Source organism: Bacillus sp. 103mf (assembly GCF_900116295.1).
GTDB classification, from domain to species: domain Bacteria; phylum Bacillota; class Bacilli; order Bacillales; family Bacillaceae_G; genus Bacillus_A; species Bacillus_A bruguierae.
The window spans coordinates 34,425-59,630 of sequence record NZ_FPAF01000014.1 but is presented as its reverse complement, the minus strand read 5'-3'; the positions used below and the strand labels follow the sequence as shown (position 1 = coordinate 59,630).

Here is a 25,206-nt window from a genome sequence, read left to right as displayed (position 1 = left end):
TCTTCCTCCTAACTATACAATCGAACATATGAAACAATTGGAATTCTTACAATAACATCTTCTGGTGGACCATAAGACGGAGCTGTTCGTATAATAACTACTCCATCTGTTACAGATAAAATAATTCCCGTCACAGCTTCTCCAACAAGTACAACTTGAGCAAGTTGTCCCACATGAGACCGTAATGCATCAATAAACTTCACTTTCTTCCCTCCTATCCCTATAATTCACGAATTGAAAGAATACTTGTAAATGGTAATAAAATAATGCTTCCAGCTGATTCTTGTAATGTTAAAAAATCATCTCCTACTTGTGAAATTACACCTGTTAAAATGCCAACTGTTACAGTAATTTCAACTTCTTTTCCTAGCAATTGCTGCGCAATTTCTTTAAATGGAGAAACATTACATTCTTTTAAAATAAGGCAAATGATGTTTTGAAATTCCTCAGATTCAATATATTCTTTGACACCTTTTTTTGTATAAAATTCTATATAATTTGCAAACTGTGATGAAAATAATATTTCTTCTAGAGCAGGCATTAACTTTTCATAAAAAAAGCAATCTAATTGCTCCCGAATAACCCGTGCAAGTTTTTGCCAACTTTTAAATAAAGCCACTATCCTTTCCTCCCATATACAGTTCGTTGTATGGACAACTTATCTACACTTATCAAGGTATACAAAAACACCAATTTTGGTACTAAACAAATTGCACATTTTTTATAAAACAAATCACATACCTATACATGAAGTGCATATACAATTGCCAACATAATAAGGTGAAACTTCAAACTTGTATTAAACTTACTATCCACTAATAGGTTAGGTTAAAAAGGAGGAATTTTATATGCGAAAAACAAAAATCGTTTGCACAATTGGACCTGCAAGTGAACAATACGAGACATTGCTTTCTTTACTAGAATCCGGAATGAATGTGGCTCGGTTAAATTTTTCTCATGGAACGCACGAAGAACATCAAGCACGTATAAATACAATCCGAAAAGCCGCAGTAGCCTCTAAAAAGACCATTGCGCTCTTACAAGATATTAAAGGACCAAAAATTCGTACAGATGAATTTGAGGGCGGACAAGCAGAATTACTTGAAGGTGCAACTGTCACTGTTTCAATGAAAAAAGTTCTCGGAACACCTAAACATTTTTCCGTCACATATGCAGGTCTATATGATGATGTAGAAGTAGGGTCTCATCTATTACTCGATGATGGATTATTAGAGCTAGAAGTAACAAACAAAGATAATGGTGAATTACAAACGAAAGTTATACACGGTGGAATAATTAAAGATCATAAAGGTGTAAACGTACCAAATGTCAAAATCCGACTCCCTGGTATTACTGAAAAAGATAAACAAGACATTATTTTTGGCATAGGGCAACAGATTGATTACATCGCAGTCTCTTTTGTACGTAAAGCGACTGACATTTTAGAAGTACGCAATATATTAGCAGAGCATAACGCCTCGCATATTCGTATTATCGCAAAAATTGAAAACCAAGAGGGAATTGATAATATAAAAGAAATTGTAGAAGTTACGGATGGAATTATGGTTGCACGTGGTGATATGGGGATTGAAATCCCTGCAGAATATGTACCGATCATTCAAAAACAATTAATTCACACTTGTAATACGTTAGGAAAACCAGTCATTACAGCAACACAAATGCTTGATTCTATGCAAAGAAATCCAAGACCGACAAGAGCGGAAGCATCAGATGTAGCAAACGCCATCTTTGATGGAACAGATGCAATTATGCTTTCAGGAGAGACAGCTGCCGGTGAATATCCAATAGAAGCAGTACAAATGATGGATAAAATTGCTCTGCAAGTAGAAGAATCTTCTTTATTCCAAAGCCAAAAGCAATCACTTCACAATGAATACAAACAAATAACAGAAACAATCGGTGCTGCTGCTGTCCAAGCGGCTTATTCTTTACAAGCAAAGGCAATTTTAACACCAACGAAAAGCGGTTATACAGCACAAATGATTTCAAAATACCGTCCGCGCACTCCGATTATCGCAACAACATCTGAACAATGTGTTATGCAGCAACTCGCACTCGTATGGGGCGTATATCCATTTTCCACTGCACCAAAACAAACGACAGATGAAGTAATTGAACAAGCATTATGTAACGCTAAAGAACAACAGCTTATCACTGCGCAAGATATCGTCATTGTAACAGCAGGTGTCCCTGTTAACGAACGTGGAACAACAAATCTGCTGAAAATTGAGGTTGTTAAATAAAGAAAAACTTGTATAAGTTAAAAAGCTGATAAACCACTCTTCTTTTTAGGGGAGATGAGAGCATCTGGCCGCGCATAGAAGCGGTCAGGGTCTTTTGCAAGACTTTAAAACAAAGAGAGAAAGCAAGAGCGGGTCATGTTGTATTTTTCATAACCGTGATTCCTATGACAAAAAATTAAAATGAATTTATATATAAATAGGTATTGCAATGCCCGCTATCAGAGTAAAAAAGGCAGATACACTATGTCATCTGCCCTTCTTTACTTTACCATAATTTAAAAGATATCTAACTATTTTTCAATGTCAGTATTGCAGCTACCGCATAATATAAAGCCTTCTCGTACTTTGCGGTTTCCACAATTGATAAATTAACAAGCGATCCACCACTAGCCGAAAAATATTCAATCGCTTCTACTGGAATTGCATCTTCCTTTACTTCAATATAACTCCCATCTTTCCATTGTCCCTTTTGGATATTCGCATACAAATCCCCATTAATTTCGCCAATTTCTTCATCATGCTCAGTCAGTAAGAGCCACTTTAACTTTTTTAAGCTTAATGTTTGTTCCAACTCACAAATCTTATTCCCTGCTAAGTCATGAAACGTATAAGAAAGTGGGATGCCTGCTCTTTGCTTTACAATCAGCATCTCTTCTCCCAGTTCGTTATACAAAACAAAGCGCTTTTCATTTAATGATTTCAAAATAAACGATATGGAAATCTTCCATAGTTTTTGTAGTTTTGTTTCATATTCTTCTCTTAATATCCCCATTGTATTTCCATCCATCGAAAAGTATGTAACTGTAATCACTAAAGATACTTCTCTTCGTACAACGAATCGATGTTGATGCAAGAGCGACGCTGCCCCTTCGATACAAATTGTTGTACCAATTTTCTTCGCCCTCTCTCTTTCTACAAAACTATAAATCATAAAAAGAAAGGCCATTATAATCATACTAATAAAGGTCATCGTATCTTTGTTCCATTGGAAATGTGGCGTTCGAACATAATCAAGGATAAACGCTATAATAGCAATTAAAAATATAAAAATAGAAAAAAGAAATAACCTTTTTCCATTCCGGGCATGGTGCTCATGGATCCCCATTTTTACCTCCTTATTTTTTACATATTTTTATTATTATCTCATTCCCAAACACTTTTTCCAAATGTATACATCCACTTTAATGTTTCACCATATAAGTAGCGGCTAGGCAAAATACAACATGACCTACTCTCGCTTTCTCCTTTTGTTTTAAATCTCGCACCTGGCAGGAACAGGCACTGACCGCTTCTATCCATGGCCAGATCCTCTCGCCCACCTAAAAAGAAAAGGTTTTTAAGTTTTTATTTTTCACAAAAATCCCCATATAAAACTACAAAAAAGCTATCTCGTAAGATAGCTTTCTAACCTTCTACATGCCGTACCTTCGTATAAATATCATTACTTACGGTACCAAACGATTTAATATTATTTTGAATGTTAGATAATAACACAACATACGTATTTCCATCTTTACTAAAACTATTTAAACAATTCCATCCTGGCATAACGCCATGATTTGAATAACTACCAGGGTCCACATACCAGCCGAAACCATAATCCTTTTTAAATGCTGTAAACATTTGATGATAACTTTCATTTGAAATAAGCTTTCCTGTAAATAAAGCTTGATCAAATAAATATAAATCATATGCAGTCGTATATATATCACCACAGCCAAATAATTGCGACATACTTGGTAAAGCTGGTGTTGTCATTTTATTATCTACAATTTTATAACCAGTAGATGGATATTTTCCTTGTTGAAACTTATCACCGAACCCTGAATGTTTCATACCGACTACTTCAAAGATATTCTTTTGAATATAATCTTCAAGGGATTGTCCACTCACTTTCTCAGCGATATACGCAAGCACAGAATAATTAGAATCGGAGTATTTCCATTTTAATCCAGGCGAGAATGTCAATTTTTGCTTTCCTATTCTTTTGATTAGTTCCTCATGGGTGATGTTCTCTGATCCCTCACTGTACTCCGGAATCCCTGATGTATGCGTAAGAAGATGTACTAATTTAATTTCTCCTCCCCTTGGAAAGTCAGGAATGTATTTTGCGACAGTATCTTCTATGTTTAATTTATTTTGTTCTTTCAATTGCATAATAGAAGTTGCGACGAAAGCTTTTGTAATTGAACCAATATAATAGGATGTCTCTGAATTATTAGCGACATTTTTTTCTTGATTGGCAAGTCCATACCCTTTGTTCAAAAGAACCTTTCCGTTTTTTACAACAACCGCTGTACCACTAAAGTTTTTACTCTTTACATACTCATCTAATTCGGCATTATTATTTATTTCTTGCGGAGGTTGCTCAGCTATCAATTCTTCTTTTGGTTTCTCTACAACTTCTTGCTTTACTTCTTGCTTTACTTCTTTTTTCACTTCTTTTTTTACTTCTTTTATTGCTTGTAGCGTTGCCTTTTCTTTATTATTAGAAGTAACTTTCGTATACCCCCAATATACAAGGGCAAACAACAGACTGAGAATAATCGTGCGTTTGATATATACAATCGGTCTGCGAGATTTCATAACAATAAAACCTGCCTTTTCACATAGTGGCTCATTTCACATCTTACTTTATCACGCTACCAGTATTTTACCAACGTTATGCGTAAAAAAATAAAAAAGAGCACCCAAAATGCAAGATAGCCGTTACATTCGTAATAAAAAATCCCTCATTTATCAATGAGAGATTTTTTTCATATTCCTTATACATGCTTCTTCATATCATCAGCAACAGACTCAACATTTGTCCCAACGATAACTTGTATGCTTGTATCACTTAATTTCATAACACCTTTTGCACCAGCACGTTTTAATGCTTGTTCATTTACTAAGTTTGCATCTTTGACTTGCAGACGAAGACGAGTGGCACAGTTGTCGATAACAGTTAAATTTTCTTTTCCGCCTAACGATGCTACATAAATTTCACCGATGGAGCCAGCTTCACCTGCTGCAATTGTTCCTTCTTCTAATAACTCATCATCTTCACGACCAGGCGTTTTTAAGTTTAATTTCTTAATTAAGAAATAGAATACAAAGAAGTAAATTGCTGCGTAAACTAAGCCTACACCTGCTAATAATACTGGTTTTGTTGCAATACCGAAGTTAATACCGTAGTCAATTGCACCAGCACTAAATGAGAAACCATCGTGAATACCAAGCTTTGTTGTTACAAACAAAGAAAGACCTGTCAATACAGCATGAATCCCATATAATACTGGTGATAAGAACATAAATGAGAATTCAATTGGTTCTGTAATACCAGTTAAAAATGAAGTTAATGCAAGACCAATTAACATACCCGTAACTGCTTTACGCTTTTCTGGTTTTGCTGCTGCGATCATCGCAAAACATGCTGCTGGTAAACCAAACATCATAATTGGGAAGAAGCCTGTCATAAACATACCTGCACTTGGATCTCCTGCAAAGAAACGAGCAATTTCGCCATTTACAACAGCTCCTGCTGAGTTTGTAAACTCACCAAATACAAACCAGAAGTACGTGTTCATTACATGGTGTAAACCAATTGGAATTAATAAACGGTTTAATAAACCGAAAAGTCCTGCACCAATCGCTCCTAAGTTAACGATACTATGTGCTACCGAATCGATACCGCTTTGAATTGTTGGCCAAATTTGTCCAAATACTAAACCTAACAGAAGCGTCACCACAGATGTAATAATTGGAACGAAACGTTTACCAGCAAAGAATCCTAACCATTCTGGTAATTTAATTTTATAGAATTTGTTATATAGTAATCCAGCAACGATACCAGCAATAATACCGCCTAAAATGGCCATGTTAATTTTTGGTGTTAACGTTGCCGCTTTGGAAATCTTTCCTAAAGTATCTGCTACTTTAGTTGGATCTACAGAACCAACTAAATCTTGAACACTTTTCAATTTATCGTTTAACTCTGCCGCTGAATACCCTTTACTTAAAGCATCAGTCGTATTTTTCAAAACAAGATAGCCAATCGCACCTGCAAGACCTGCGGCACCGCTGCCATCAATAGACAACCCAACAGCAACACCAATTGCAAAAATAAGTGCTAAATTATCAAAGATTGCTGCACCGGCTTGTGCCATAACAGGAATATTAAATACGTCAGGCTGCCCTAAGCGAAGTAATAGACCCGCTGCTGGTAATACTGCAATTGGGAGCATTAACGCTTTACCAATACGTTGTAAAAACTGCAACATCTGAATTCCCCCTATCTAAGATTATGAAATCGTTACCATTTGTAAACAAGTTTTAGAAAACGCTTTCTATTACAAAATCATAATAACATATAGTTGTATAGATGTGTAGTTATTATAATCGATTTTTTTATAAATTTATGTTCCTTTATTTAATTCTATTATATATATCCATTTTAATTTTCTGGCATATAAGTCTCTGCTATGCAGAATAAAAGATGACCGCTTCTATGCATAGCCAGACGCTCTCGACCGCCTAAAAAGAGGGTTTTCTATTCATTTCCTATATATATAAAGGAAATGAATAGAAGTTGCATTTTATCATTCCTCAATTTCATGTTATTATTTATTTCCACGCTTGTCGGGAAAGTTAAATTTAATAACTAATACAACTAGGGGTGTTTATTATGCAGTGTATCGAGACTAACAACTTACAACAATTATTAGATCAAGTTCAGCCCTATACGAAACAAGGTAAGCTTGCAACGTATATTCCTGAGTTAGGAAACGCAAATCCTGATGATTTAGGAATCGCCATTTATCATAAAGACGGCCATTACGTTCATGCCGGAAAATCCCAGACACTCTTTACACTCCAAAGTATTTCAAAAGTAATTACCCTTGCACTCGCACTTTTAGATTGCGGTGAAGAGTATGTATTTTCTAAAGTTGGCATGGAACCAACTGGTGATCCTTTTAATTCTATTATTAAGCTAGAGACAACAAGCCCATCTAAACCATTAAATCCAATGATTAATGCCGGGGCATTAGCTATTACAAGTATGATTGCAGGAAATTCTAATGAAGAAAAAATGGAACGTATCCTTCACTTTGTTCGTGATATAACAGATAATCCTTCCATTAATTACTCTTCTAAAGTTGCCATCTCTGAATTAGAAACGGCTTTTTTAAATCGTTCTCTTTGTTACTATATGAAACAAAACAACATTATTGATGGGGATATCGAAGAGTTAATGGACCTATACACACGTCAATGTGCAATCGAAGTAAGTTGCATCGACTTAGCTCGTATTGGACTCATTTTTGCAATGGATGGTTATGATCCATATTATAATAAACAAATTATCCCAAAACATATTACAAAAATTTGTAAAACATTTATGGTGACATGTGGTATGTACAACGAATCTGGAGAATTTGCAATTCGCGTTGGGATCCCAGCGAAAAGTGGTGTAGCTGGCGGAATCTTAGGCTGCGTCAAAGGTGAAATGGGTATTGGAATTTTCGGCCCTGCACTAGATGAAAACGGAAATAGCCTTGCTGGATTTAAAATATTAGAATTGCTTTCTGAACAAGAAGGCTGGAGTATTTTCTAAAAAGCGTCTAAAAAGGCGCTTTTTTCTTTATAATTGTGCATATTCTTTGTACAGGTTTGAATAGTATAGTACAACCTAATGTTTTATAACATGAAACTCCCATGCAAGGAATATCTTTAAACTAATCAGCTCTTACGGAAAGTATTCGGTGAACAAACTGGATAAAACGGAGGTACCCATGAAACTCATCCTTCAAACAGAAGATCAGGCAGTTCTTGAGAAGACCATCCTTCTTTTTGTATTAAGTATCGTTGAAAGTTTAAAATTAAAAGTTGTTTCCCTTGATGAAGCCTATCGATACATATTTAATCTAGATGTGCTGGAATTGTTAATGGATCGAAGTATTGATGATAAAGTACTAGAAATTATCCATTTTGGCATTGAATTAGAAGACATTCAAAATTTAATCCCCGAAGATTTAGAACAAAATATCGAAGAGTTAAAATGGCGCTGTATTCAAGTACTAAGTTACTATGAAATGTATGAAGAAATGGAACAATTATTTGAAGATATTCGGTAAGATGAAGCTTCCATTACATGTAGAAAAAGCACCTTTTTAGGTGCTTTTTAATGTTTTTTCAAACTATTTTTATACGTTTCAATATTCACTGGTAATTCTTCCTCTTCTAACGTATGTTCATTTACATCTTTATGAATATACGCACCTTTTGGAGGTTGATGATCGTGTCCTTTTTTCTTATGATCAAAGGATTTACCGCGTCCCATACTAACACCTTCCTTTACCTAAAGTCTATGTTAGTATAAATAAAAGGGCGTCGACATATGCAATAGTTTGTTGTATTTCCGAGGAAATGGTAGAAAATTGTTTTATTCGTTACTTAACGAGCAGTAGAATCGCTTTACTCTATACTTGCTGCTATGCAAAACACGCCATGACTCCTGCTCGCTTAATCCTTTTGTTTTTAAACCTCGCATGTGGCAGGAAAAGGCACTGACCGTTTCTATGCACGGCCAGATGCTCTCGTCCCTCCTAAAAAAGGGGTTTTATGTCGTTCTTTAACTTATATAGCTTTCACAAAAGCTGCTTAACTGCAATGATAATAAGCAAAGCTCCAGCAATGATAGTTGCCCATTTCCCTAGATATAGCGCTAAGTATTTTTTACCGATATACGAACAGAACCTAACACATAAGAAGCTAAAACAACCTGAAATTATAGCCGTTATCCACAAATTCAAATTTGTCACACCTGCATCAAAACCACCTGCAATGTTATTAATGGATAATGCAACGCCAAGTACAATTGCTTCTGAAAAGCCAATTATTTTAGACTCATCAAAATCAGCTGCTTCTGGATTACGTAAAATACGCATCAACACATTGCTTTGCTTTCTTTCTCCTTCCTCTTTACTAAGCAGCGGCTGACATAATACCAATACGCCAATACTTCCAAGTACGATAGCGCCTATCGTATTAGCGGCAGCACTTGAAATAAACAAGGAAAGCCAATTCCCGAAAAAACCTGCCAAGAGTGTAAAGAAAAAGCCAAAGAAAGCTATGATAAAATTGTTGAACCATGAGATATGAATCTTCCGAATTCCATAAGCAATGCCTACACCCGCATTATCTAAATTTGAAGCAATCCCAATAAAAAGAATGGAAAGCAAACTTGTTATATACACCAATAAGCACTCCTTTATTGCACTTTTTATTGCATCGTATGCAAATATTGAGCAATTGTGCCTGTCTGTTTCATATACTTTTAATAAAATCTCAACATTTCAGAAACAAAAAGGAGCGCCTAAAACTATGTCTACTCAAAATATAAACCATCAACTCGGTACGGTATTAAAAGAATTGTTACAAGAGCGTTCATTATCGATGCGGCAGTTTGGAACGCTAACCGCTATTGATCCTTCCACCATTTCACGAATTATTAATGGAAAGCAACAAGTGAAGAAAAAGCATCTTCAAAAATTTGCAGAATGTCTACAAATCCCTATACAGTTCTTATATGATGCAACGTATGCCAAACAGCCTCAACAAACTACTGAACCCCAGACTGAAATGTATACATCAATTGATGCCATTCAAAACACATTACAATCCTCCAACTTATTTGATTACAAGTACACAACAACTCGTGTAAAACAAGAGCTTGAAAATTACGAACGCTATGCACAAACAACAGAAGGCACACGCCTTATTCATGAAGGTTTCTCAACAAAATTGCAACAACTTGATAGTACAGGTCCTTTCATTGATCAATTAACAGATATGTATCATCAATTTTGCAAAGAAACGATTACATCGCAAGAACGAACAATTATCGGAAGTGCCTTGCTCTATTTCGTTTTATCAACAGATATTATTCCAGATTACGTATTTCCCATTGGATACTTAGATGATGCAATTGCAGTAGAATTAGCAAAGGAAAAATTAATTGAGATTAAAAACAAATCGGAGAAAGAAGAATAACTGATTCCACATAAAAAACAAAGAAAATCGGGGCAACATGCTCCGATTTTCTTTGTTTTTATTATAAACTATGTACTTCTTTTGTATTCGTTTCTTCAACCTGTTTCATTTTTTTATTCTTAGAAAAATGATAAAACAGTAAGCAAACTAACATAAACGGAATGCCACAATACAATGCCATACGTTGATCTGGAATAACAGCCATGCTCACAATTACGGCCATATTTAATACGAAAGAAAGAAGCGGCACAAACGGATACAACGGCGTTTTAAATTTCAGATCCTTAATATCCCCGCCTTGCTTTACGTACCTTCTTCTACCTAAAAGATTTGATAAAGCAATAGATGCCCAGACTAGTATTGCACCGAATCCTGCAATTGAAAGAAGCCATAAATAAACTGTATCTTCTGCATATATACCACATAATAAGGAAAGACAACCAACAATCGTACTTGTAATTAATGCATAAATTGGAACACCCTTTTTAGATAACTTCCCAAAAATCGGGCTAATCATCCCTTGGTTCGACATAGACCAAAGCATACGAGAAGTTGCATATAAGCCAGAATTTGCTACTGATAACACCGCTGTAATAATAACGAAGTTCATAATATCTGCAGCATATGGAATCCCAATTTTATCAAATACAACTACAAACGGACTTTCTACTAATCCTGCTTGTTGCCATGGGAATAAGCCAGCAAGTATAAACATCGAAAGTATAAAGAAAACGAATATACGCCAAACCGTGTTATTAATTGCTTTCGGAACGGTTTTCTCCGGATTTTCACTCTCTCCAGCCGCAATACCAACAATTTCAGTTCCCTGAAAGGAGAAATTGACGGCAATCATTGTAACTAGAATCGCTTTCAGTCCATTCGGGAACAGTCCCCCGTGATCCGTAAAGTTTGAAAGCATCGGTGCTGCTTCATTTCCTTTCATATGTAAAAAACCAAACATCGCTGCACCGCCTAAAATAATAAACGCAATAATCGTAATGACTTTAATACTTGCAAACCAAAACTCAACCTCTGCAAAACTCCGTGATGATAATGCATTAATAGCAAAAAGAAGTACTGCAAAAGCGACGCACCAAATCCAAGATGGAACATGTGGAAACCAGCGCTTCATTAAAATGCTCACTGCGATTAGTTCAATACCTATCGTAACAGACCAGTTTAGCCATGACATCCAACCGACTACATAACCTACCGCAGGCGAAATATTCTTTGTAGCATACATTTGATAAGATCCTGCATTCGGCATGGCAACTGCTAATTCGCCAAGGCAGAGCATCGTTAAATACATAACAAAGCCCCCAACAAGATACGCGACAAGTGCACCGCCTGGTCCGGCTTCATGAATTGTATAGCCAGATCCTAAGAAAAGCCCTGTACCAATAACCCCTCCAAGTGCAATCATAAATATGTGTCGACTTTTTAGCTCTCGCTTTAACTCCTGGTTTTGCTTTTCCATATGAATCCCCCCTACCCAAAGATGTAAACGCTTTAAAAATAATATAAAAAGAATAAAGTGCATTCTCATTATTAATATAGATTTGTAACAGGAGGGAGATGTTTCAAAAGAAAATCTCCCAATCCAATGAAATACCGATAACCCGATAGATAGTTGCTACGAAAATTTTTTTATCATTTACCATAATTGTTTAAAAGATTAACAGAAAACAGTACATTATCCAGAGGGACTTTATAAATCTATTTCATTTGGCAACACGTAAGTCGCTGCTATGCACAATACAACATAACCGCTACTTGCTTTCTCCCTTTGTTTCAAACCTCGCATGTGGCAGGAAAAGGCCCTGACCGCTTCTATACATGGCCAGATGCTCTCGCCCTCCCTTAAAAAAAAAGGAAGTTTTTATGTCGCTTTTTTTAATTTATATATATTAATCACTTCCTGTGATCAATAAATCGTCCCTAACTGCTATTAATAATGTTTCACTCGTGATAGCTTGTCCTTCTTCTACTTCTAGCAATTCCACATAGCCGCTAATTCCCACTTTAACTTCTACTTTTTGTTTATCCATTGTTTCAATTAAAGCCAATTTCTCCCACTCATAAACATAGGAGCTTTCATCAATAAATAATTTTGCAACTCTGCCATAACAAGGACTGTACACGTTTTCTACTACTGTTTTCATCTTTTAAACCTCTCTTCCTTATTAAGTGCGCTTGTAAACCTTTTAACCCACCTCCAAATTGCTAGAATTCAATTATTATTTATGCAAGATATGTACCAACCTAATTTCTGACTTGAGATTAAGAGTTCATACTGAAAAAACCTTCATTCTACGCAAAATCTTTCTTCTCTCTTAAAGGTTTTTAACCTTAAAAACGCAAATTTTTTTTGCATACTCGCAAAAATTTTATTAAAATTAAGAAAAATCAGTCTTCATAGGGTATAACAAGGAGAAGATGAAACATGTATACAGAAGAAATCAATTTCAAAAAATTAATTGAAATGAATATGCTATATGAGACTTTACTTAATGAAATTGATATTGGGATTCACATGATTAATGAAGAAGGCAAAACAATCATCTATAATCGCAAAATGATGGAAATTGAATCGATGGATCGTAAAGATGTACTATATAAAAATCTTTTAGAAGTATTTGCATTTGAAGAAAACCAGAATAGTACTCTTATCGAGGCGTTAACAGTTGGAAAAGCGAAGAAAAATATAAAACAAACTTATTTTAATAATAAAGGACAAGAGATTACAACGATTAATGATACCTTTCCTATAGTGAAGCATGGAAAAATCAAGGGCGCTATTGAAATAGTAAAGGAGATTCTTCCATTAAAACAAATTAGTAAAGGAAACGCCATTCGAGGGCATCATACTAAATTTACCTTCGATCATATAATAGGTCATTCTAGCGCCATTCAATCGGTTATTACAGAAGCAAAAAGAGTAACACGTACCTCTTCCTCTGTACTGATCGTGGGAGAAACAGGAACTGGAAAAGAACTATTTGCACAAAGTATTCATAATGAAAGCCATCGTGCTGGAAAGCCTTTTATTTCGCAAAATTGCGCGGCCATTCCCGAAACTTTAATGGAAAGCTTATTATTCGGTACAAATAAAGGAGCTTTTACAGGGGCAATCGATAAACCAGGTTTATTTGAGGAAGCACATGGAGGAACTTTATTATTAGATGAAATTAACTCATTAAGTCCATCACTGCAAGCTAAATTGTTGCGTGCCATCCAAGATAAAACAATCCGAAGAATCGGAGGAACACAAGAAAAAGAAGTAGACGTTCGTATCATAGCTACAATTAATGAAGATCCAATTGAAGCTATCACGCATAATCGTCTGCGAAAAGATTTATATTACAGATTAAGCGTCGTTACTTTATTTCTCCCACCTTTAAGACAGCGTAAAGAAGACATCTTACCGCTTCTTCATCGTTTTATTGAAAAATATAATATGCAGTTTGGCTTACAAGTACAAAGTGTAGATGACAGCGTAATAAATTTTTTCTATCAACACGACTGGCCCGGTAATATACGTGAGTTAGAGCACATCATTGAAGGCTCTATGAACTTAATTGAAGATGAGGACGTTATTACAACATCCCATATCCCAACCCGTTTTTATGAGCTAACAAAAAACGAAATTCCCATTCATCCGCCTCTAGCCAAACGGGAAAACAATCAATCGAAAACTTTAAAGAACACAATAAAAGAAATGGAAAAAGAATATATCATCGAAATTCTTAGCGAACATAATGGAAATATCTCGCAAGCCGCAAAATACTTAGGATTAAGTAGGCAAAATCTACAATATCGCTTAAAAAAGTATGGGTTGAATACGTAATCTTAGAGGTTTCTAGAAGCGCAAAAAAATAAACAAGAAAATTAGTTCATAATCTGAAACGAAAATAAAACAAAAACCACAAAGAATTATTTCTTTTGTGGTTTTTGTTTTATTTAACTTGCTATTTTATGTGTTAATTATAGCGCTATTTTATCTATTTTTACGATTTCCCCATAGTATCAGAACTACTTATCCGAAAAAACGTCTTTTATTTCCCCCTAAAAATCAACTTTCTCCAAATACAATCCACTTGCATCAGCAAGACAATTGATTTGATTTCGTTGTTTTTCCTCTAAAATTTGCGGTATTGCTTCAGCGTCTAACTGACCTAATCCAACTTCTATTAACGCTCCAACAATTTTTCTCACCATATTATGAAGAAATCCGTTTCCGCTTACTCTAATTTGAACGAAGCCATCCTTTTCCGTTACATCTAATGAATAGATTTCACGAACCATAGATTTTTTCTTCGACTTCGCATTAGAGAAAGCTGTAAAATCATGCGAACCGATAAAATATTGAGCTGCTTTTTTCATACTTTCAATATTTAACTTTTTCCCAACATGCATGCTGTATTTACGCATGAATGGATTCGTATGTTCTTCATTCCAAATCTTATATAAATACGTTTTCGCTTTCGAATTGTAACGGGCATGGAAACGCTCCGAAACTAATTCCACATCAGTAATACTAATATCATTTGGTAAGTATTGATTTAAATACTTTTTCACTTTAGGTTCCGTCAAATTCTCATCAATCTTAAAGTTAGCTACTTGATTAAGAGCATGTACACCCGCGTCTGTTCTGCTGCATCCAATGATTTCAATTTCTCTTCCTAACATTTCAGATAATACATTTTCTATTTTTCCTTGAATGGTATTTTCACTATTGCCAAGCCGCTGCCAGCCTTTATAGCGACTGCCATCATATTGAATTGTTAATTTGTAGTTGTTCATTGTTTTCTGCTACTAAGCCCATTCTGTTTTTAGTAACAGACTCACCGCCTTTCTTTTACCTGTACCTAAATATACACCTTCATGTGAAAAAATACCACGCTACAGAGCACCGTGGTAGATAATGAATACAAAAAGACCGATTTTACTCGGTCTCTTGTATACACGCTTAATTATTAAATTTAATCCCCAAAACTTAACCACAACTCCATCGCCGAATCTAGTTCATGATTTAATTCAAGTTTCCTACCATATAGCTGATTAAGCTCCTCATACTCGATACGATCGGCAGCCATGGCTATATCGAGCTGTCTTATTTCATCTTCAAGCCTTTCAATCTTTGCTAACGCCTTAGTCTTTACTGCTTCCTCTACTTCACTAAGCTTCGTACATCCTCTCTCATGCCAGTCCCGTAAAATGCCCTTCACATAAGCAAGCTTATGTGAAGGGCATTCTGGAGTGCTTTCAATACAAGTTCATCTGACAGGTCATCCATCCACGCATTCAGTTCATCCTTTGTATATGCTGACAAGCCGCCAAAGTTTTGTTCATAAAACGTGAATAAATTGCCGTTTCCATAATAGATATAAAGACGAGTGAGGAAATTTGGTAATTTGCTTTTATAAAAAATAACTACTATAATTTTATTTCTTTCGGGATGATTCTTGTAGTAGTAGTTTTTTTATTTTGTTTTTGTAATGATTTATTACTTGTAAGGGGCTATTCAATGTGAATCGAAAGAATTTGGCTATCATTTTTATGTGTCATTCTATTCAAAAATCCAAATTCGACCAATTAAATACAATAAAATTTAGTCAAAAATAATGAAAATTTAAGAATAATAAGGTAAACTAATCAATGGTTTTAGTTTAAAATCGGTTGACGTTGATGTATGTGGAGGAATAGCTTATGAACAACAATACAGTAAATGATTCAGTTGAAGAAGTTGATAAAAAACGAGTAAGATCAAGCAAACGTTTTACAAATTGGAAGTTTATCACAGCGGGTGGCATCGGTATAATTGCACTTCTCATTGGGGGAATGAGTTATTATCAGACAACTCGTTTCAATTCACAGGTTACGATTAATGACACAAAAGTCGGCGGTCTGACTGCTGATCAGGCAATACAGAAATTAAAAATATCTGGATTAGAAAACAAAGTCTATATCGGCCAACAACAAATTTTAGATGAAAAAAATACGCAAACGGAACTTACGGATAAAGATTTGCCTAAAGTTAAGAAACTATTAAAAAGCCAGTGGACATTTTTCCCTTCCTCAAAAGAAAAAAATTATTCGCTGCTACCGGAAAAGGCGGATCAGTATCGAAGCGAAACGATGAAAAAACTTGTAGAAGAAAAGCTCTTATCTATGAATAAAAATTTAAAAGCGCCTCAAGATGCTATGGCGAAGCTCGAACAGGGCAAAGTTGTTATCTCAAAAGGCATTGACGGAAAACAGTATGATGTTGCTAGTCTATTGAAGGATTACGACAAGCAGAAGTATAAAAGTGAAATCCATCTGAAGCCTGTATACATACAGCCTATTAAAGAAAACAATCCGGTTGTCAAAGAAGAGGAGAAAAGACTACAGGATCTCCTGCAACAGTCTGTTGATTATAAGGTACAAAATGAAGTGTACTCTTTAAAAGCTAAAGATCTAATTAAAAATGCCTCTATGTCAAAGGATATGAAAGTTACAATCGACGCGAGCGGCATTAAGAACAAGATTGCTGAAATTAATAATTCTAAATCAACATTAAATAAAGACTTCACATTTAAAACCCATTCTGGTTCGGTCATATCAGTAAAAGGACAAGGCTATGGCTGGGCACTAGATATTGAAAAAGAAACAAGGCAAGTCCAACAAGCCTTTGAAAAAGGCGAAAAATCGCTTTCCGCTTCTAATATTCACGGAAATGGCTGGAATAATGAAGGCATCGGTTATGAAACAACATCGAATAACGGCATTGGAGACACGTATGCGGAAGTGTCAATTGCAGAACAGCAAATTTGGATTTACAAAGATGGAAAATTGGCAGTCACAACGAATGTAGTGACAGGTAAACATAGCACGAGTGAAGATACATCACCGGGAGTGTGGTATATCCTCTATAAACGCTCACCGTACACACTCAAAGGCAGCGCAGTAGGTAAACCTGATTATTCCGTTAAAGTAGATTACTGGGCTCCATTCACAAACAGCGGACAAGGGTTCCACGATGCCGGCTGGCGGACAGACTGGGCAAATACTGCCTATTTAACGGGAGGTTCAGGCGGATGTGTCAATCTCTCTCCTAGTATTGCGAAAACCGTGTATGATAATCTCAGTACTTATGAACCGGTTGTCGTGTACTAGTAAATAACAGTCTCTCAAGTATTTTCTTTATAAAAATAAAGAAGCAGGAAATCCTAAGTGATTTTCTGCTTCTTTTTTATTATTTATGTTCCGTACTTCTCCTGTGCGGGGTGGAAGAACAGTTATATGCTTATATTCAACTACAACAAAAATCTACCTAATTTGACATATCAAACAATTTACTTCCCATATCTGCTATCAAATCTTTTAACTCAAGATTGTTGATCCATTCCTTTGGCAAAGCGGCTATGCCATAAGCTGCACCGAGAATGTTACCACAAATTGCTCCTGTAGAATCACTATCACCATCATGATTGACGGACATAATGAGAGCTTCTTTAACAGTAGATGTCTTTAACGCGCAATATAAAGCAATGGCTAATGCTTCTTCTGCAATCCAGCCTTCACCTAATTTTTGAATGGCTCGTTGGGGGTCTTCATCACCTTTGGTAAGCTCTATGGCCTTTTCTATTGCATTTAAAGTTTCCTCACAGCCTTTATGCGTTTTAAGTATATCAATTGCAGTCATTATACTTTCAATAACGCTTTTTCCATTTATAAGTTCCGCAATAATAACGGCAAGTGCTCCTGCTGCAAGATATCCTGTAGGATGCCCATGAGTGATTGCCGCAACTTCAGCTCCAGTTCGAAATGCATATTCCGGTTCTCTATGAAGAAACAAACCCACTGGTGCAATACGCATTACTCCTCCACAGCCTTTACTATTATTGATTGGCTGTTTCACTGTTCCCATTTTCCCACTTCCAAGAGCCATTAAGCAGCTATGTCCTGGTGCCCTTTTAGAGAACAATTCCTTATAATCTAAAATACTATTTCTTTCTTCATGTGGCTGTGGTTCCAACCAAAACTTATCATCATCAGTCGGCGTTTTTCCAGTCTGTGTATAGTACCAACGAAGGTAGGATTGATAAATGCCGCTCCCAGCAAAAGATCCAATGCCTCTCTCGCTACAACGCTGGTATGCCCATATCATTCCGTCTGCGGTAAATAAGGTCATCTGTGTATCATCAGATATAAGAGCTCTACCAGTCACTTTATCTGACTTTAACCCTGTTATTCCATGCTCCCCAAACTTGGATTTAATTTTATCTAGTGTCATAAACTCCACAGTATAACCAAGAGCATCACCGATAGCACCACCGAGCAAGGAAGCTATAAATAAATCTTTTATATTTCTCATAGTAACTCCTTTTCTAGTTTTTGAATTTCTCACTCATGTGATGGTCGAGAAGAAATTGATTCATTGTTCAAATAGGGAATTTAGCATATCTAGAGGAAAAAGCCAATCTTCTACATATAATAGATGATTAGCTTCTTTCTCTGTAAATATTTAAGTTCCTAACAGCCCTTTTAATTAAATTCATTGCACCGACAGAGCGCCAGTTTGATGGAAAAAACAGAAGGAATTATCCTTTTTTACTTCAACGAAAAGAGCAAAAAATTTATTTTAGTTAGCTACTTTTTCTAACAAGCTTCACAACATTCTCCACATGCGCCGTATGCGGGAACATATCAACTGGCTGTACATACTCCACTTCATAACTCTTCATTAATGTTTTCACATCGCGTGCTAATGATGACGGGTTACAAGACACATATACAACCTTTTCCGGTTTTACTTTTAAAATCGTTTCGAGTAATTTATCATCACAACCTGTACGCGGCGGGTCAACAACGATGACATCTGGACGCCAGCCTTCTTTTACCCATTTTGGTAGCCATTGTTCCGCTTTTCCAGCCTCGTACTTTGTATTTGTGAAACCGTGACGCTTCGCATTTTTCTTCGCATCTTCAATCGCTTCTGGGATCACATCCATACCCCGTACTTCTGCTGCATCTTTTGCAAGCCAAAGTCCGATTGTACCAACGCCGCAATAAGCATCTACGACTTTTTCTTTTCCTGTTAAAGCAGCTGCTTTTTTCGCCTCGTTATATAAAACAACTGTTTGCTCAGGATTTAACTGGAAGAATGCGCGTGCAGATAATTCAAATGATAAATCACCAAGCGTTTCTTGAATCACTTCTTTTCCAGCTAAGCGGAATGTTTTATCACCGAAGATAACAGATGTTTTACGACCATTAACGTTTTGCATAATCGATTTTACAGATGGCATTTGTTTTTGCATTTCTGTAATAAATTGCTCTTTATTTGGAAATTCGTCTTTTGTTGTAATTAATGTAACCTGTACTTCCCCTGTTTGAACAGCTGCACGTGTCACAATTGTACGTACAAGACCTTTTCCTTTACGTTCGTTATAAATTGAAATATTTAGCTTTTCTAAAATACGTTTGACAACTTTTGTAGCTTCGTTCGTTGCTTTATGTTGAATCATACAATGAGCAATATCAATTAAGCGGTGTGAGTTTTGCTCATATAGTCCCGCAATAACCTTTTCGTCTTTCCGCCCCACTTGTAATTGACTTTTATTACGATAATGCCATGGGTCTTCCATTCCAAGTGTTGGATGAATCACAGCTTCCATACTTCCATTCATATACTTCTCAAATGCCTGTACAACAATATCACGTTTTTGATTTAATTGTTCTTGGTAACCTAAATGCTGAAGCTGGCAACCACCGCATTTATCATATACAGGGCATGGCGGTTTTATACGATGCGGCGAAGCTTTACGAATTTTTTTCACTTTTGCTTCTGCAAAACCACGCCCAATTTTCGTTGTTTCTGCAACAACTTCTTCTCCTGGAAGCGCCCCTGGAATGAAGACAACTTGCCTTTTAAAGTAACCTACGCCTTCTCCGTTAATCCCAAGACGTTTAATTGTCAAAGGAAACGTTTGACCAACTTCTAACTTACTCTCATGTTGTTTTTGTATCATTGTTACACCTCTACTCTATACTTTTCCATAAATATAATGATGCATAGCTGCAATATGGTTCACACTCTTGTTTCATTCGTTCTAAAAATATGTCATCTGGCTTTTGTTCTAACTGAAATAACTGTTGAAGCGCACGTTGAATCCCGATATCTGCTTTTGGAAACATATTTTGACGTCCAAGAGCAAACAGTAAGAAGTTTTGTACAGTCCACGCTCCAATACCTCGTATTGGTAATAGCATTGCTGCAACTTCTTCGTCTGTTTTTCCCTCTAACTCTTCTAAGTTTAACTTACCATCCACAATATGTTTCGCAAGCCCAATCATATATTCTGCTTTCCGCTGACTAAATTTTTGATTTCTCAATTCTTCTACTGTAATATTCGCTACTTGTTCAGGTATCGGAAAAAAGAATACTCCTTTTCTTTCTGTGCCATATGTTTTCACAAATTGTTCTGTAAGTTTTGTCGCAAATTTCAAATGAACTTGTTGATGAATAATACAACGAAGAAGGCAAGCAAAATAATCGAACTCTAAAATAATTGGAGTATATGCAAATGTTTCAAAAAGCGGCCGTAATGATGTGTTTAAAAAATGATGCCCGATCTCATGAAAAGGTTGATTCCATTGAAAAATAGAAGAAATACGCTTCATAATTTCGTCTTGTTTATCGCTTTGACTAGAAATCCAAAATTGCGGCTTTTCGGTTGTCCCCTTCCCTTGTACACGGACAACAATTTGTTCTCCATCTATGGTAAGCGGAACATGAATTGTTTTATCTTCTAAATGAATTATATTTAACGGGTCAAAAGATAAACGTTTTAATACTTCTTCAAAACGATATGGATAGTCTAACGTAATTTGTTCGCTCCACATACATTCCTCATCCTTTTTACACATCATTATAGCATGAGAAAACCGCAAGCATACATGCTTACGGTTGATTGCTTTTTACTAAATCATCCAAGCTTTTAAAATGATACCCCTTCGCGCGCAAATCATCAATAATTTTCGCAAGTGCTTCTGTGTTATCCTTCGAAACAGAATGCAATAAAATAATCGCTCCAGGGTGAATCATATTCATTACGTTATTATGAGCATACTGCCATCCTCTTTGCTGATCCACTTTCCAATCGAGAAAAGCAAGTGACCAAAAGACATTATAATAGCCCATATCTTTTGCCAGTGCTAATGTACGTTCACTAAAAATTCCGCGCGGCGGCCGAACATATAGTACTTCTTTTTGTCCTGTTACCTTTTTAATTTCATCTGTTACAACTTGCAATTCTTCACGAAGCTTTGCGTCGTTTACCGTTGTAAAATCTGGATGAGTCTGTGAATGGTTTCCAACAATATGTCCTTCGTTTACCATTCGTTTTAATAAATCTTCTTGAGTTTTAATATAGTGTCCTGTCACAAAAAACGTTGCCGGTACTTTCTTTTCTTTTAACACATCGAGAATTTTTCCCGTAAAGCCATTTTCATATCCATTATCAAACGTTAAATAAATATCTTTTTTCTTTGTATCCCCTAAATAAAATCCTCCATTTTTCTGCAGTAGCCCTGTAAATTTCTGACCAGCATCCGGAGGAGTTTCATTCTTCGCACGTGGAATTCCCCAATGATTTGGTGTATTTACATAAGCAAGCACAGAAGCTGGAACAAGTACCATCATAATTGAAAAGAGAATGCCAATATATAACCAATTACGCTTCATTTATAAGCTCCTTTTCACATAGAATCGTACTTGTAGTTTCTGTGTCTCTAATTTGTTTCATGCCGAACACGTTTTTCCATTTATGCCAATACAAAGCAAGTAGCTGAATCAATATATCGACCATTCTTTGCAATATATCGGCGATTTTCATAATATATCGACCGTTTTTTTAAATTTATCGGCGGTTCGACACAAAATAAAGACTCTTCGACAACCTTCGGCATGCAGAACGCACAAAAAAGAGCTGACAAACGTCAGCTCCTCATTCTTATTTAAAAACTGGTCCTTTAAACGTTGCTAACTTCTCTAAAGATGATTTATCTACATCAGCATGTAAGCTATTACCATGAGAATCCATTGTTACAACTGCTTTAAATCCTTCTACACGTAAATGCCACATTGCTTCTGGAATACCGAATTGTAAGAAATCAACATCTTTTACTTCTTTAATGCACTCTGCGTAGTACTGCGCCGCACCGCCAATTGCATTTAAATATACACCGCCATGTTCATTTAGTGCTGCCAATGTTTTCGCACCCATACCGCCTTTACCAATAACAGCGCGAATACCAAATTTCTTCATAATATCGCCTTGGTACGGTTCTTCACGAATACTTGTTGTTGGTCCTGCCGCTTTAATGTTCCAATTGTCATTCTCATCTTTTACAACAACTGGTCCACAGTGATAAATAACTTGCCCATTTAAATCAACTGGACAGTCGTTATCCATTAAATGTTTATGAATTGCATCGCGGCCCGTATACATCATACCGTTAATCGTTACAACGTCACCAACGCGAAGCTCACGAATTTGTTCCTCTGTAATTGGAGCCTGTAAGACGATTTCACGTTGCGTATTTGCTTCTTCGTTTGTTTCCTCATGTTTTAGCGTATCTTCACCTTCTTGGTATAACCAATCAATAATTTCACCTGATTCTGGGTGAATCGTTACACCTAGGCGGCGATATGCCCAGCAGTTATACGCAACAGAAACATAGAAGCTAGCTGGAAGACGGTTATATACGCCAATTTTACAGCCAAGTAATGATGTTTCGCCGCCAAATCCCATCGTTCCAATACCAAGCTTATTCGCATTTTCCATAATATAATCTTCAAGTTGCTTCAATTCTGTAATTGGATTTTCATCATCTAACGCACGGAACAATTGGTTTTTCGCAAGCTCATAGCCTGACGTGCGATCTCCTCCGATACCGACGCCAATTACGCCAGCACTACATCCTTGACCTTGTGCTTGATATACCGCATGAAGAAGGCATTTACGGATTCCTTCTAAATCGCGACCAGCTCGTCCTAGCCCTTCAAGTTCACAAGGTAAGCTGTATTGAATATTTTTATTTTCACAGCCACCGCCTTTTAAAATAAGACGTGCATCGATATAATCTTTTTCCCATTGTTCAAACTTAATAACAGGTGTTCCTGGTCCTAAGTTATTTCCGCTGTTATCACCAAACAGAGAATCTACAGAGTTCGGACGAAGCTTCCCATCTTTCGTCGCCTGTTCAATCGCTTTGTAAATTGCTTCTTTAATGTGTAATTGGTTTACACCAACTGGTGTGTACACTTTAAAAGTTGGCATCCCTGTATCTTGGCAAATTGGCGAAATATTATCATCTGCCATTTTAATATTATTTGTAATTGTGCCAAGCGCCATCGCTGAACGAGTTCCTGCACTTTCTCGTTCTTTCGCTTGTTGAATCACACGTCGAACATCTTTCGGTAAATTTGTTGACGTTTCAACAATTAGTTTATACATGCTTTCTTGAAGCTTTTTCATAATTACTTCCCCCTCAATTGTGAACGCTACCAAAACGCATTTCAAAATTTCACAATATGATTATACTCTTTTTTTTCTATTCCTTCTATTTTCAATAGCGTCTTAATGGGATTATATTTTTTTGTATTTTCTTAAATATGCTTGTACATCATCATACGCCCCGCTTTCATTTGCATATTTAATGTAATTTTTAATTGTACGGAACCACTCTAACGTAGATGGCTTTGTTTCTACTATGGCATCTGTTAAATCCTTCATTGTAATGGTTCGCTCTATGCCAGTTGTCATAATTTCTTCTAAAACATTTTCTAAAGCTAGCTCCACTACATTCTCAATATCAGCACCAGAATAGAGTTCTGTTTCTTTCGCTAGCAAATCGTAATCTATTGTTGAAATCGGTTTTCCCGCCAACTTAATCTTAAAAATACTACTCCGTGCTTCTAAATCGGGCGGTGAAACAAAAATCATTTTGTCAAAGCGACCTGGTCTTTTAAATGCAGGATCAATATCCCACGGCATATTTGTCGCACCAATTAACAATAGTTTATCTGTATTCGTATCAATACCTTCGATTTCTGTTAACAATTGATCTATAACTGTTCTTAGTGTCGGATGCCCTGATGCTTTGCTCCGGTTAAACCCAAGCGCATCCATTTCATCTAGAAATAAAATACATGGCTTTTTAGAACGAGCATATCGGAAAATTTCCCGTACATTTTGTTCACTTACACCAACATATGGGTCAAGAATATCGGTAATGCTCATCGTCGCAAAATGCGCTCCACATTCTCCTGCAGTTGCTTTTGCAATATATGTTTTACCGCAGCCAGGAGGACCGTATAATAAAATACCGCCGCCTACTTTTTTCTTAAACCGTTCAAATAATCCCGGTGAAGTAAACGGTTTAATAATTTTCATTTGGATCGCTTTTTTCACATCATGCAAACCGCCGACATCTTTAAATGTAATCTGATCTTGTTCATGTTTTTGTTTGCTTCTCCCGCCTTGAAGCACGTTCATCGGAATCACATTTTCTTCCGCGTTTTCATTTACATAAGCTGTATGTAACTGTTTTTCTTTTTCCGGAGATGGCTCTACTACGTAATGCTCGTTTTTTTCAAAATGGCTAGCCTCTTCTGTTACATGTATTGCTTCTTTCGGATTTGTAAGCGCCTGTGATAAAGCTGCAAGTTCAGCAGCAACTTTATCCTTCCATTCTTGATCGCCATACTGAAGGGCTTTCGATAAAGCTTGCAGCGCATTCGCTATCTCGCCCTGTTCTTTAAACTCTACTCCTAACAAATACCAAATTAATCCATTCTCTTTATCTTGTTCTACCACTTGTTTTAACACATCTATTTTATTCATCATACGCTCTCCCG

Annotated in this window: 21 protein-coding genes and 2 pseudogenes; 6 read left to right on the top strand and 17 right to left on the bottom strand. The window is 36.2% G+C overall.

What is annotated here, in order from left to right; translation table 11 throughout:
• Window positions 1–8 precede the first annotated feature (8 nt).
• A complete protein-coding gene (locus BM350_RS21360; protein WP_090916937.1) occupies window positions 9–203 on the bottom strand; it encodes a hypothetical protein in 195 nt (64 codons plus the stop codon).
• Between the two features lie 17 nt (window positions 204–220).
• The gene (locus tag BM350_RS21355) at window positions 221–619 is read right to left on the bottom strand and encodes a DUF2642 domain-containing protein (protein ID WP_090916935.1); all 399 of its coding nucleotides are present in this window, start codon (window positions 617–619) and stop codon (window positions 221–223) included.
• A gap of 229 nt (window positions 620–848) precedes the next feature.
• On the opposite strand from BM350_RS21355, the pseudogene pyk reads away from it, so the two are divergent.
• Window positions 849–2,258 (top strand): annotated as a pseudogene (pyk, locus tag BM350_RS21350) (pyruvate kinase); the annotation flags it as partial.
• A gap of 292 nt (window positions 2,259–2,550) precedes the next feature.
• On the opposite strand, the gene BM350_RS21345 reads toward pyk, so the two are convergent.
• The 3 genes from BM350_RS21345 to nagE all read right to left on the bottom strand — a co-directional run bounded on the left by BM350_RS21345 (window position 2,551) and on the right by nagE (window position 6,526).
• Window positions 2,551–3,369 (bottom strand): sugar ABC transporter ATP-binding protein, encoded by an 819-nt coding sequence (locus BM350_RS21345; protein ID WP_090916931.1) that lies wholly within the window; start codon window positions 3,367–3,369, stop codon window positions 2,551–2,553.
• 299 nt (window positions 3,370–3,668) lie between these two features.
• Window positions 3,669–4,850, bottom strand: a complete 1,182-nt coding sequence (locus tag BM350_RS21340) for a serine hydrolase domain-containing protein (protein WP_090916929.1) — start codon at window positions 4,848–4,850, stop codon at window positions 3,669–3,671.
• Window positions 4,851–5,029: 179 nt separating this feature from the next.
• Window positions 5,030–6,526, bottom strand: a complete 1,497-nt coding sequence (nagE, locus tag BM350_RS21335) for an N-acetylglucosamine-specific PTS transporter subunit IIBC (RefSeq protein WP_090916927.1) — start codon at window positions 6,524–6,526, stop codon at window positions 5,030–5,032.
• Between the two features lie 404 nt (window positions 6,527–6,930).
• Between nagE and glsA the strand changes: the two genes are divergently transcribed.
• Together glsA and BM350_RS21325 are read left to right on the top strand one after the other, a co-directional pair.
• Complete coding sequence (gene glsA / locus BM350_RS21330) at window positions 6,931–7,860, top strand: glutaminase A (protein ID WP_090916926.1); 930 nt, start codon at window positions 6,931–6,933, stop codon at window positions 7,858–7,860.
• 178 nt (window positions 7,861–8,038) lie between these two features.
• Window positions 8,039–8,380, top strand: a complete 342-nt coding sequence (locus BM350_RS21325; RefSeq protein WP_090916925.1) for a DUF3969 family protein — start codon at window positions 8,039–8,041, stop codon at window positions 8,378–8,380.
• Between the two features lie 47 nt (window positions 8,381–8,427).
• Here BM350_RS21325 and BM350_RS27080 read toward each other — a convergent pair whose 3' ends face one another.
• Together BM350_RS27080 and ytaF are read right to left on the bottom strand one after the other, a co-directional pair.
• The gene (locus BM350_RS27080) at window positions 8,428–8,586 is read right to left on the bottom strand and encodes a hypothetical protein (protein WP_020061179.1); all 159 of its coding nucleotides are present in this window, start codon (window positions 8,584–8,586) and stop codon (window positions 8,428–8,430) included.
• 307 nt (window positions 8,587–8,893) lie between these two features.
• Window positions 8,894–9,502: a sporulation membrane protein YtaF gene (gene ytaF, locus BM350_RS21315; protein ID WP_090916924.1), complete on the bottom strand. Its 609-nt coding sequence runs from the start codon at window positions 9,500–9,502 to the stop codon at window positions 8,894–8,896.
• 127 nt (window positions 9,503–9,629) lie between these two features.
• Between ytaF and BM350_RS21310 the strand changes: the two genes are divergently transcribed.
• Complete coding sequence (locus BM350_RS21310; RefSeq protein ID WP_090916922.1) at window positions 9,630–10,298, top strand: DUF1232 domain-containing protein; 669 nt, start codon at window positions 9,630–9,632, stop codon at window positions 10,296–10,298.
• Window positions 10,299–10,359: 61 nt separating this feature from the next.
• On the opposite strand, the gene BM350_RS21305 is transcribed toward BM350_RS21310, so the two are convergent.
• Window positions 10,360–11,775 carry an amino acid permease gene (locus BM350_RS21305; RefSeq protein WP_090916920.1) on the bottom strand — a complete coding sequence of 472 codons (1,416 nt, stop codon included), beginning with the start codon at window positions 11,773–11,775 and terminating at the stop codon, window positions 10,360–10,362.
• A 430-nt stretch (window positions 11,776–12,205) separates the two neighbouring features.
• Window positions 12,206–12,460: a biotin/lipoyl-containing protein gene (locus BM350_RS21300; RefSeq protein WP_090916918.1), complete on the bottom strand. Its 255-nt coding sequence runs from the start codon at window positions 12,458–12,460 to the stop codon at window positions 12,206–12,208.
• Between the two features lie 281 nt (window positions 12,461–12,741).
• On the opposite strand from BM350_RS21300, the gene BM350_RS21295 reads away from it, so the two are divergent.
• Entirely contained in the window at window positions 12,742–14,145 is a 1,404-nt protein-coding gene (locus tag BM350_RS21295) for a sigma-54 interaction domain-containing protein (RefSeq protein ID WP_090916917.1), read from the top strand.
• A 218-nt stretch (window positions 14,146–14,363) separates the two neighbouring features.
• On the opposite strand, the gene truA is transcribed toward BM350_RS21295, so the two are convergent.
• Window positions 14,364–15,101: a tRNA pseudouridine(38-40) synthase TruA gene (gene truA / locus BM350_RS21290; protein ID WP_090916915.1), complete on the bottom strand. Its 738-nt coding sequence runs from the start codon at window positions 15,099–15,101 to the stop codon at window positions 14,364–14,366.
• Window positions 15,102–15,280: 179 nt separating this feature from the next.
• A pseudogene (locus BM350_RS21285) lies at window positions 15,281–15,666 on the bottom strand (DnaD domain protein); the annotation flags it as partial.
• Window positions 15,667–16,007: 341 nt separating this feature from the next.
• Between BM350_RS21285 and BM350_RS21280 the strand changes: the two are divergent.
• Window positions 16,008–17,456, top strand: coding sequence for a L,D-transpeptidase family protein (locus BM350_RS21280; protein ID WP_090916913.1), 1,449 nt, complete (start codon window positions 16,008–16,010; stop codon window positions 17,454–17,456).
• A gap of 157 nt (window positions 17,457–17,613) precedes the next feature.
• Here the strand turns inward: BM350_RS21280 and BM350_RS21275 are convergent, their stop codons facing one another.
• From BM350_RS21275 to BM350_RS21250, 6 genes are all read right to left on the bottom strand, one after another.
• Window positions 17,614–18,657, bottom strand: coding sequence for an ADP-ribosylglycohydrolase family protein (locus BM350_RS21275; RefSeq protein ID WP_090916911.1), 1,044 nt, complete (start codon window positions 18,655–18,657; stop codon window positions 17,614–17,616).
• A gap of 271 nt (window positions 18,658–18,928) precedes the next feature.
• A complete protein-coding gene (gene rlmD, locus BM350_RS21270) occupies window positions 18,929–20,314 on the bottom strand; it encodes a 23S rRNA (uracil(1939)-C(5))-methyltransferase RlmD (RefSeq protein ID WP_090916909.1) in 1,386 nt (461 codons plus the stop codon).
• A 10-nt stretch (window positions 20,315–20,324) separates the two neighbouring features.
• The gene (locus BM350_RS21265; RefSeq protein WP_090916907.1) at window positions 20,325–21,188 is read right to left on the bottom strand and encodes a DNA-3-methyladenine glycosylase family protein; all 864 of its coding nucleotides are present in this window, start codon (window positions 21,186–21,188) and stop codon (window positions 20,325–20,327) included.
• 58 nt (window positions 21,189–21,246) lie between these two features.
• Window positions 21,247–22,029, bottom strand: a complete 783-nt coding sequence (gene pdaA, locus BM350_RS21260; RefSeq protein ID WP_090916905.1) for a delta-lactam-biosynthetic de-N-acetylase — start codon at window positions 22,027–22,029, stop codon at window positions 21,247–21,249.
• Window positions 22,030–22,297: 268 nt separating this feature from the next.
• Window positions 22,298–23,824: a fumarate hydratase gene (locus BM350_RS21255; protein ID WP_090916903.1), complete on the bottom strand. Its 1,527-nt coding sequence runs from the start codon at window positions 23,822–23,824 to the stop codon at window positions 22,298–22,300.
• 111 nt (window positions 23,825–23,935) lie between these two features.
• A complete protein-coding gene (locus BM350_RS21250; RefSeq protein ID WP_348272214.1) occupies window positions 23,936–25,195 on the bottom strand; it encodes an ATP-binding protein in 1,260 nt (419 codons plus the stop codon).
• Between the last annotated feature and the right edge of the window lie 11 nt (window positions 25,196–25,206).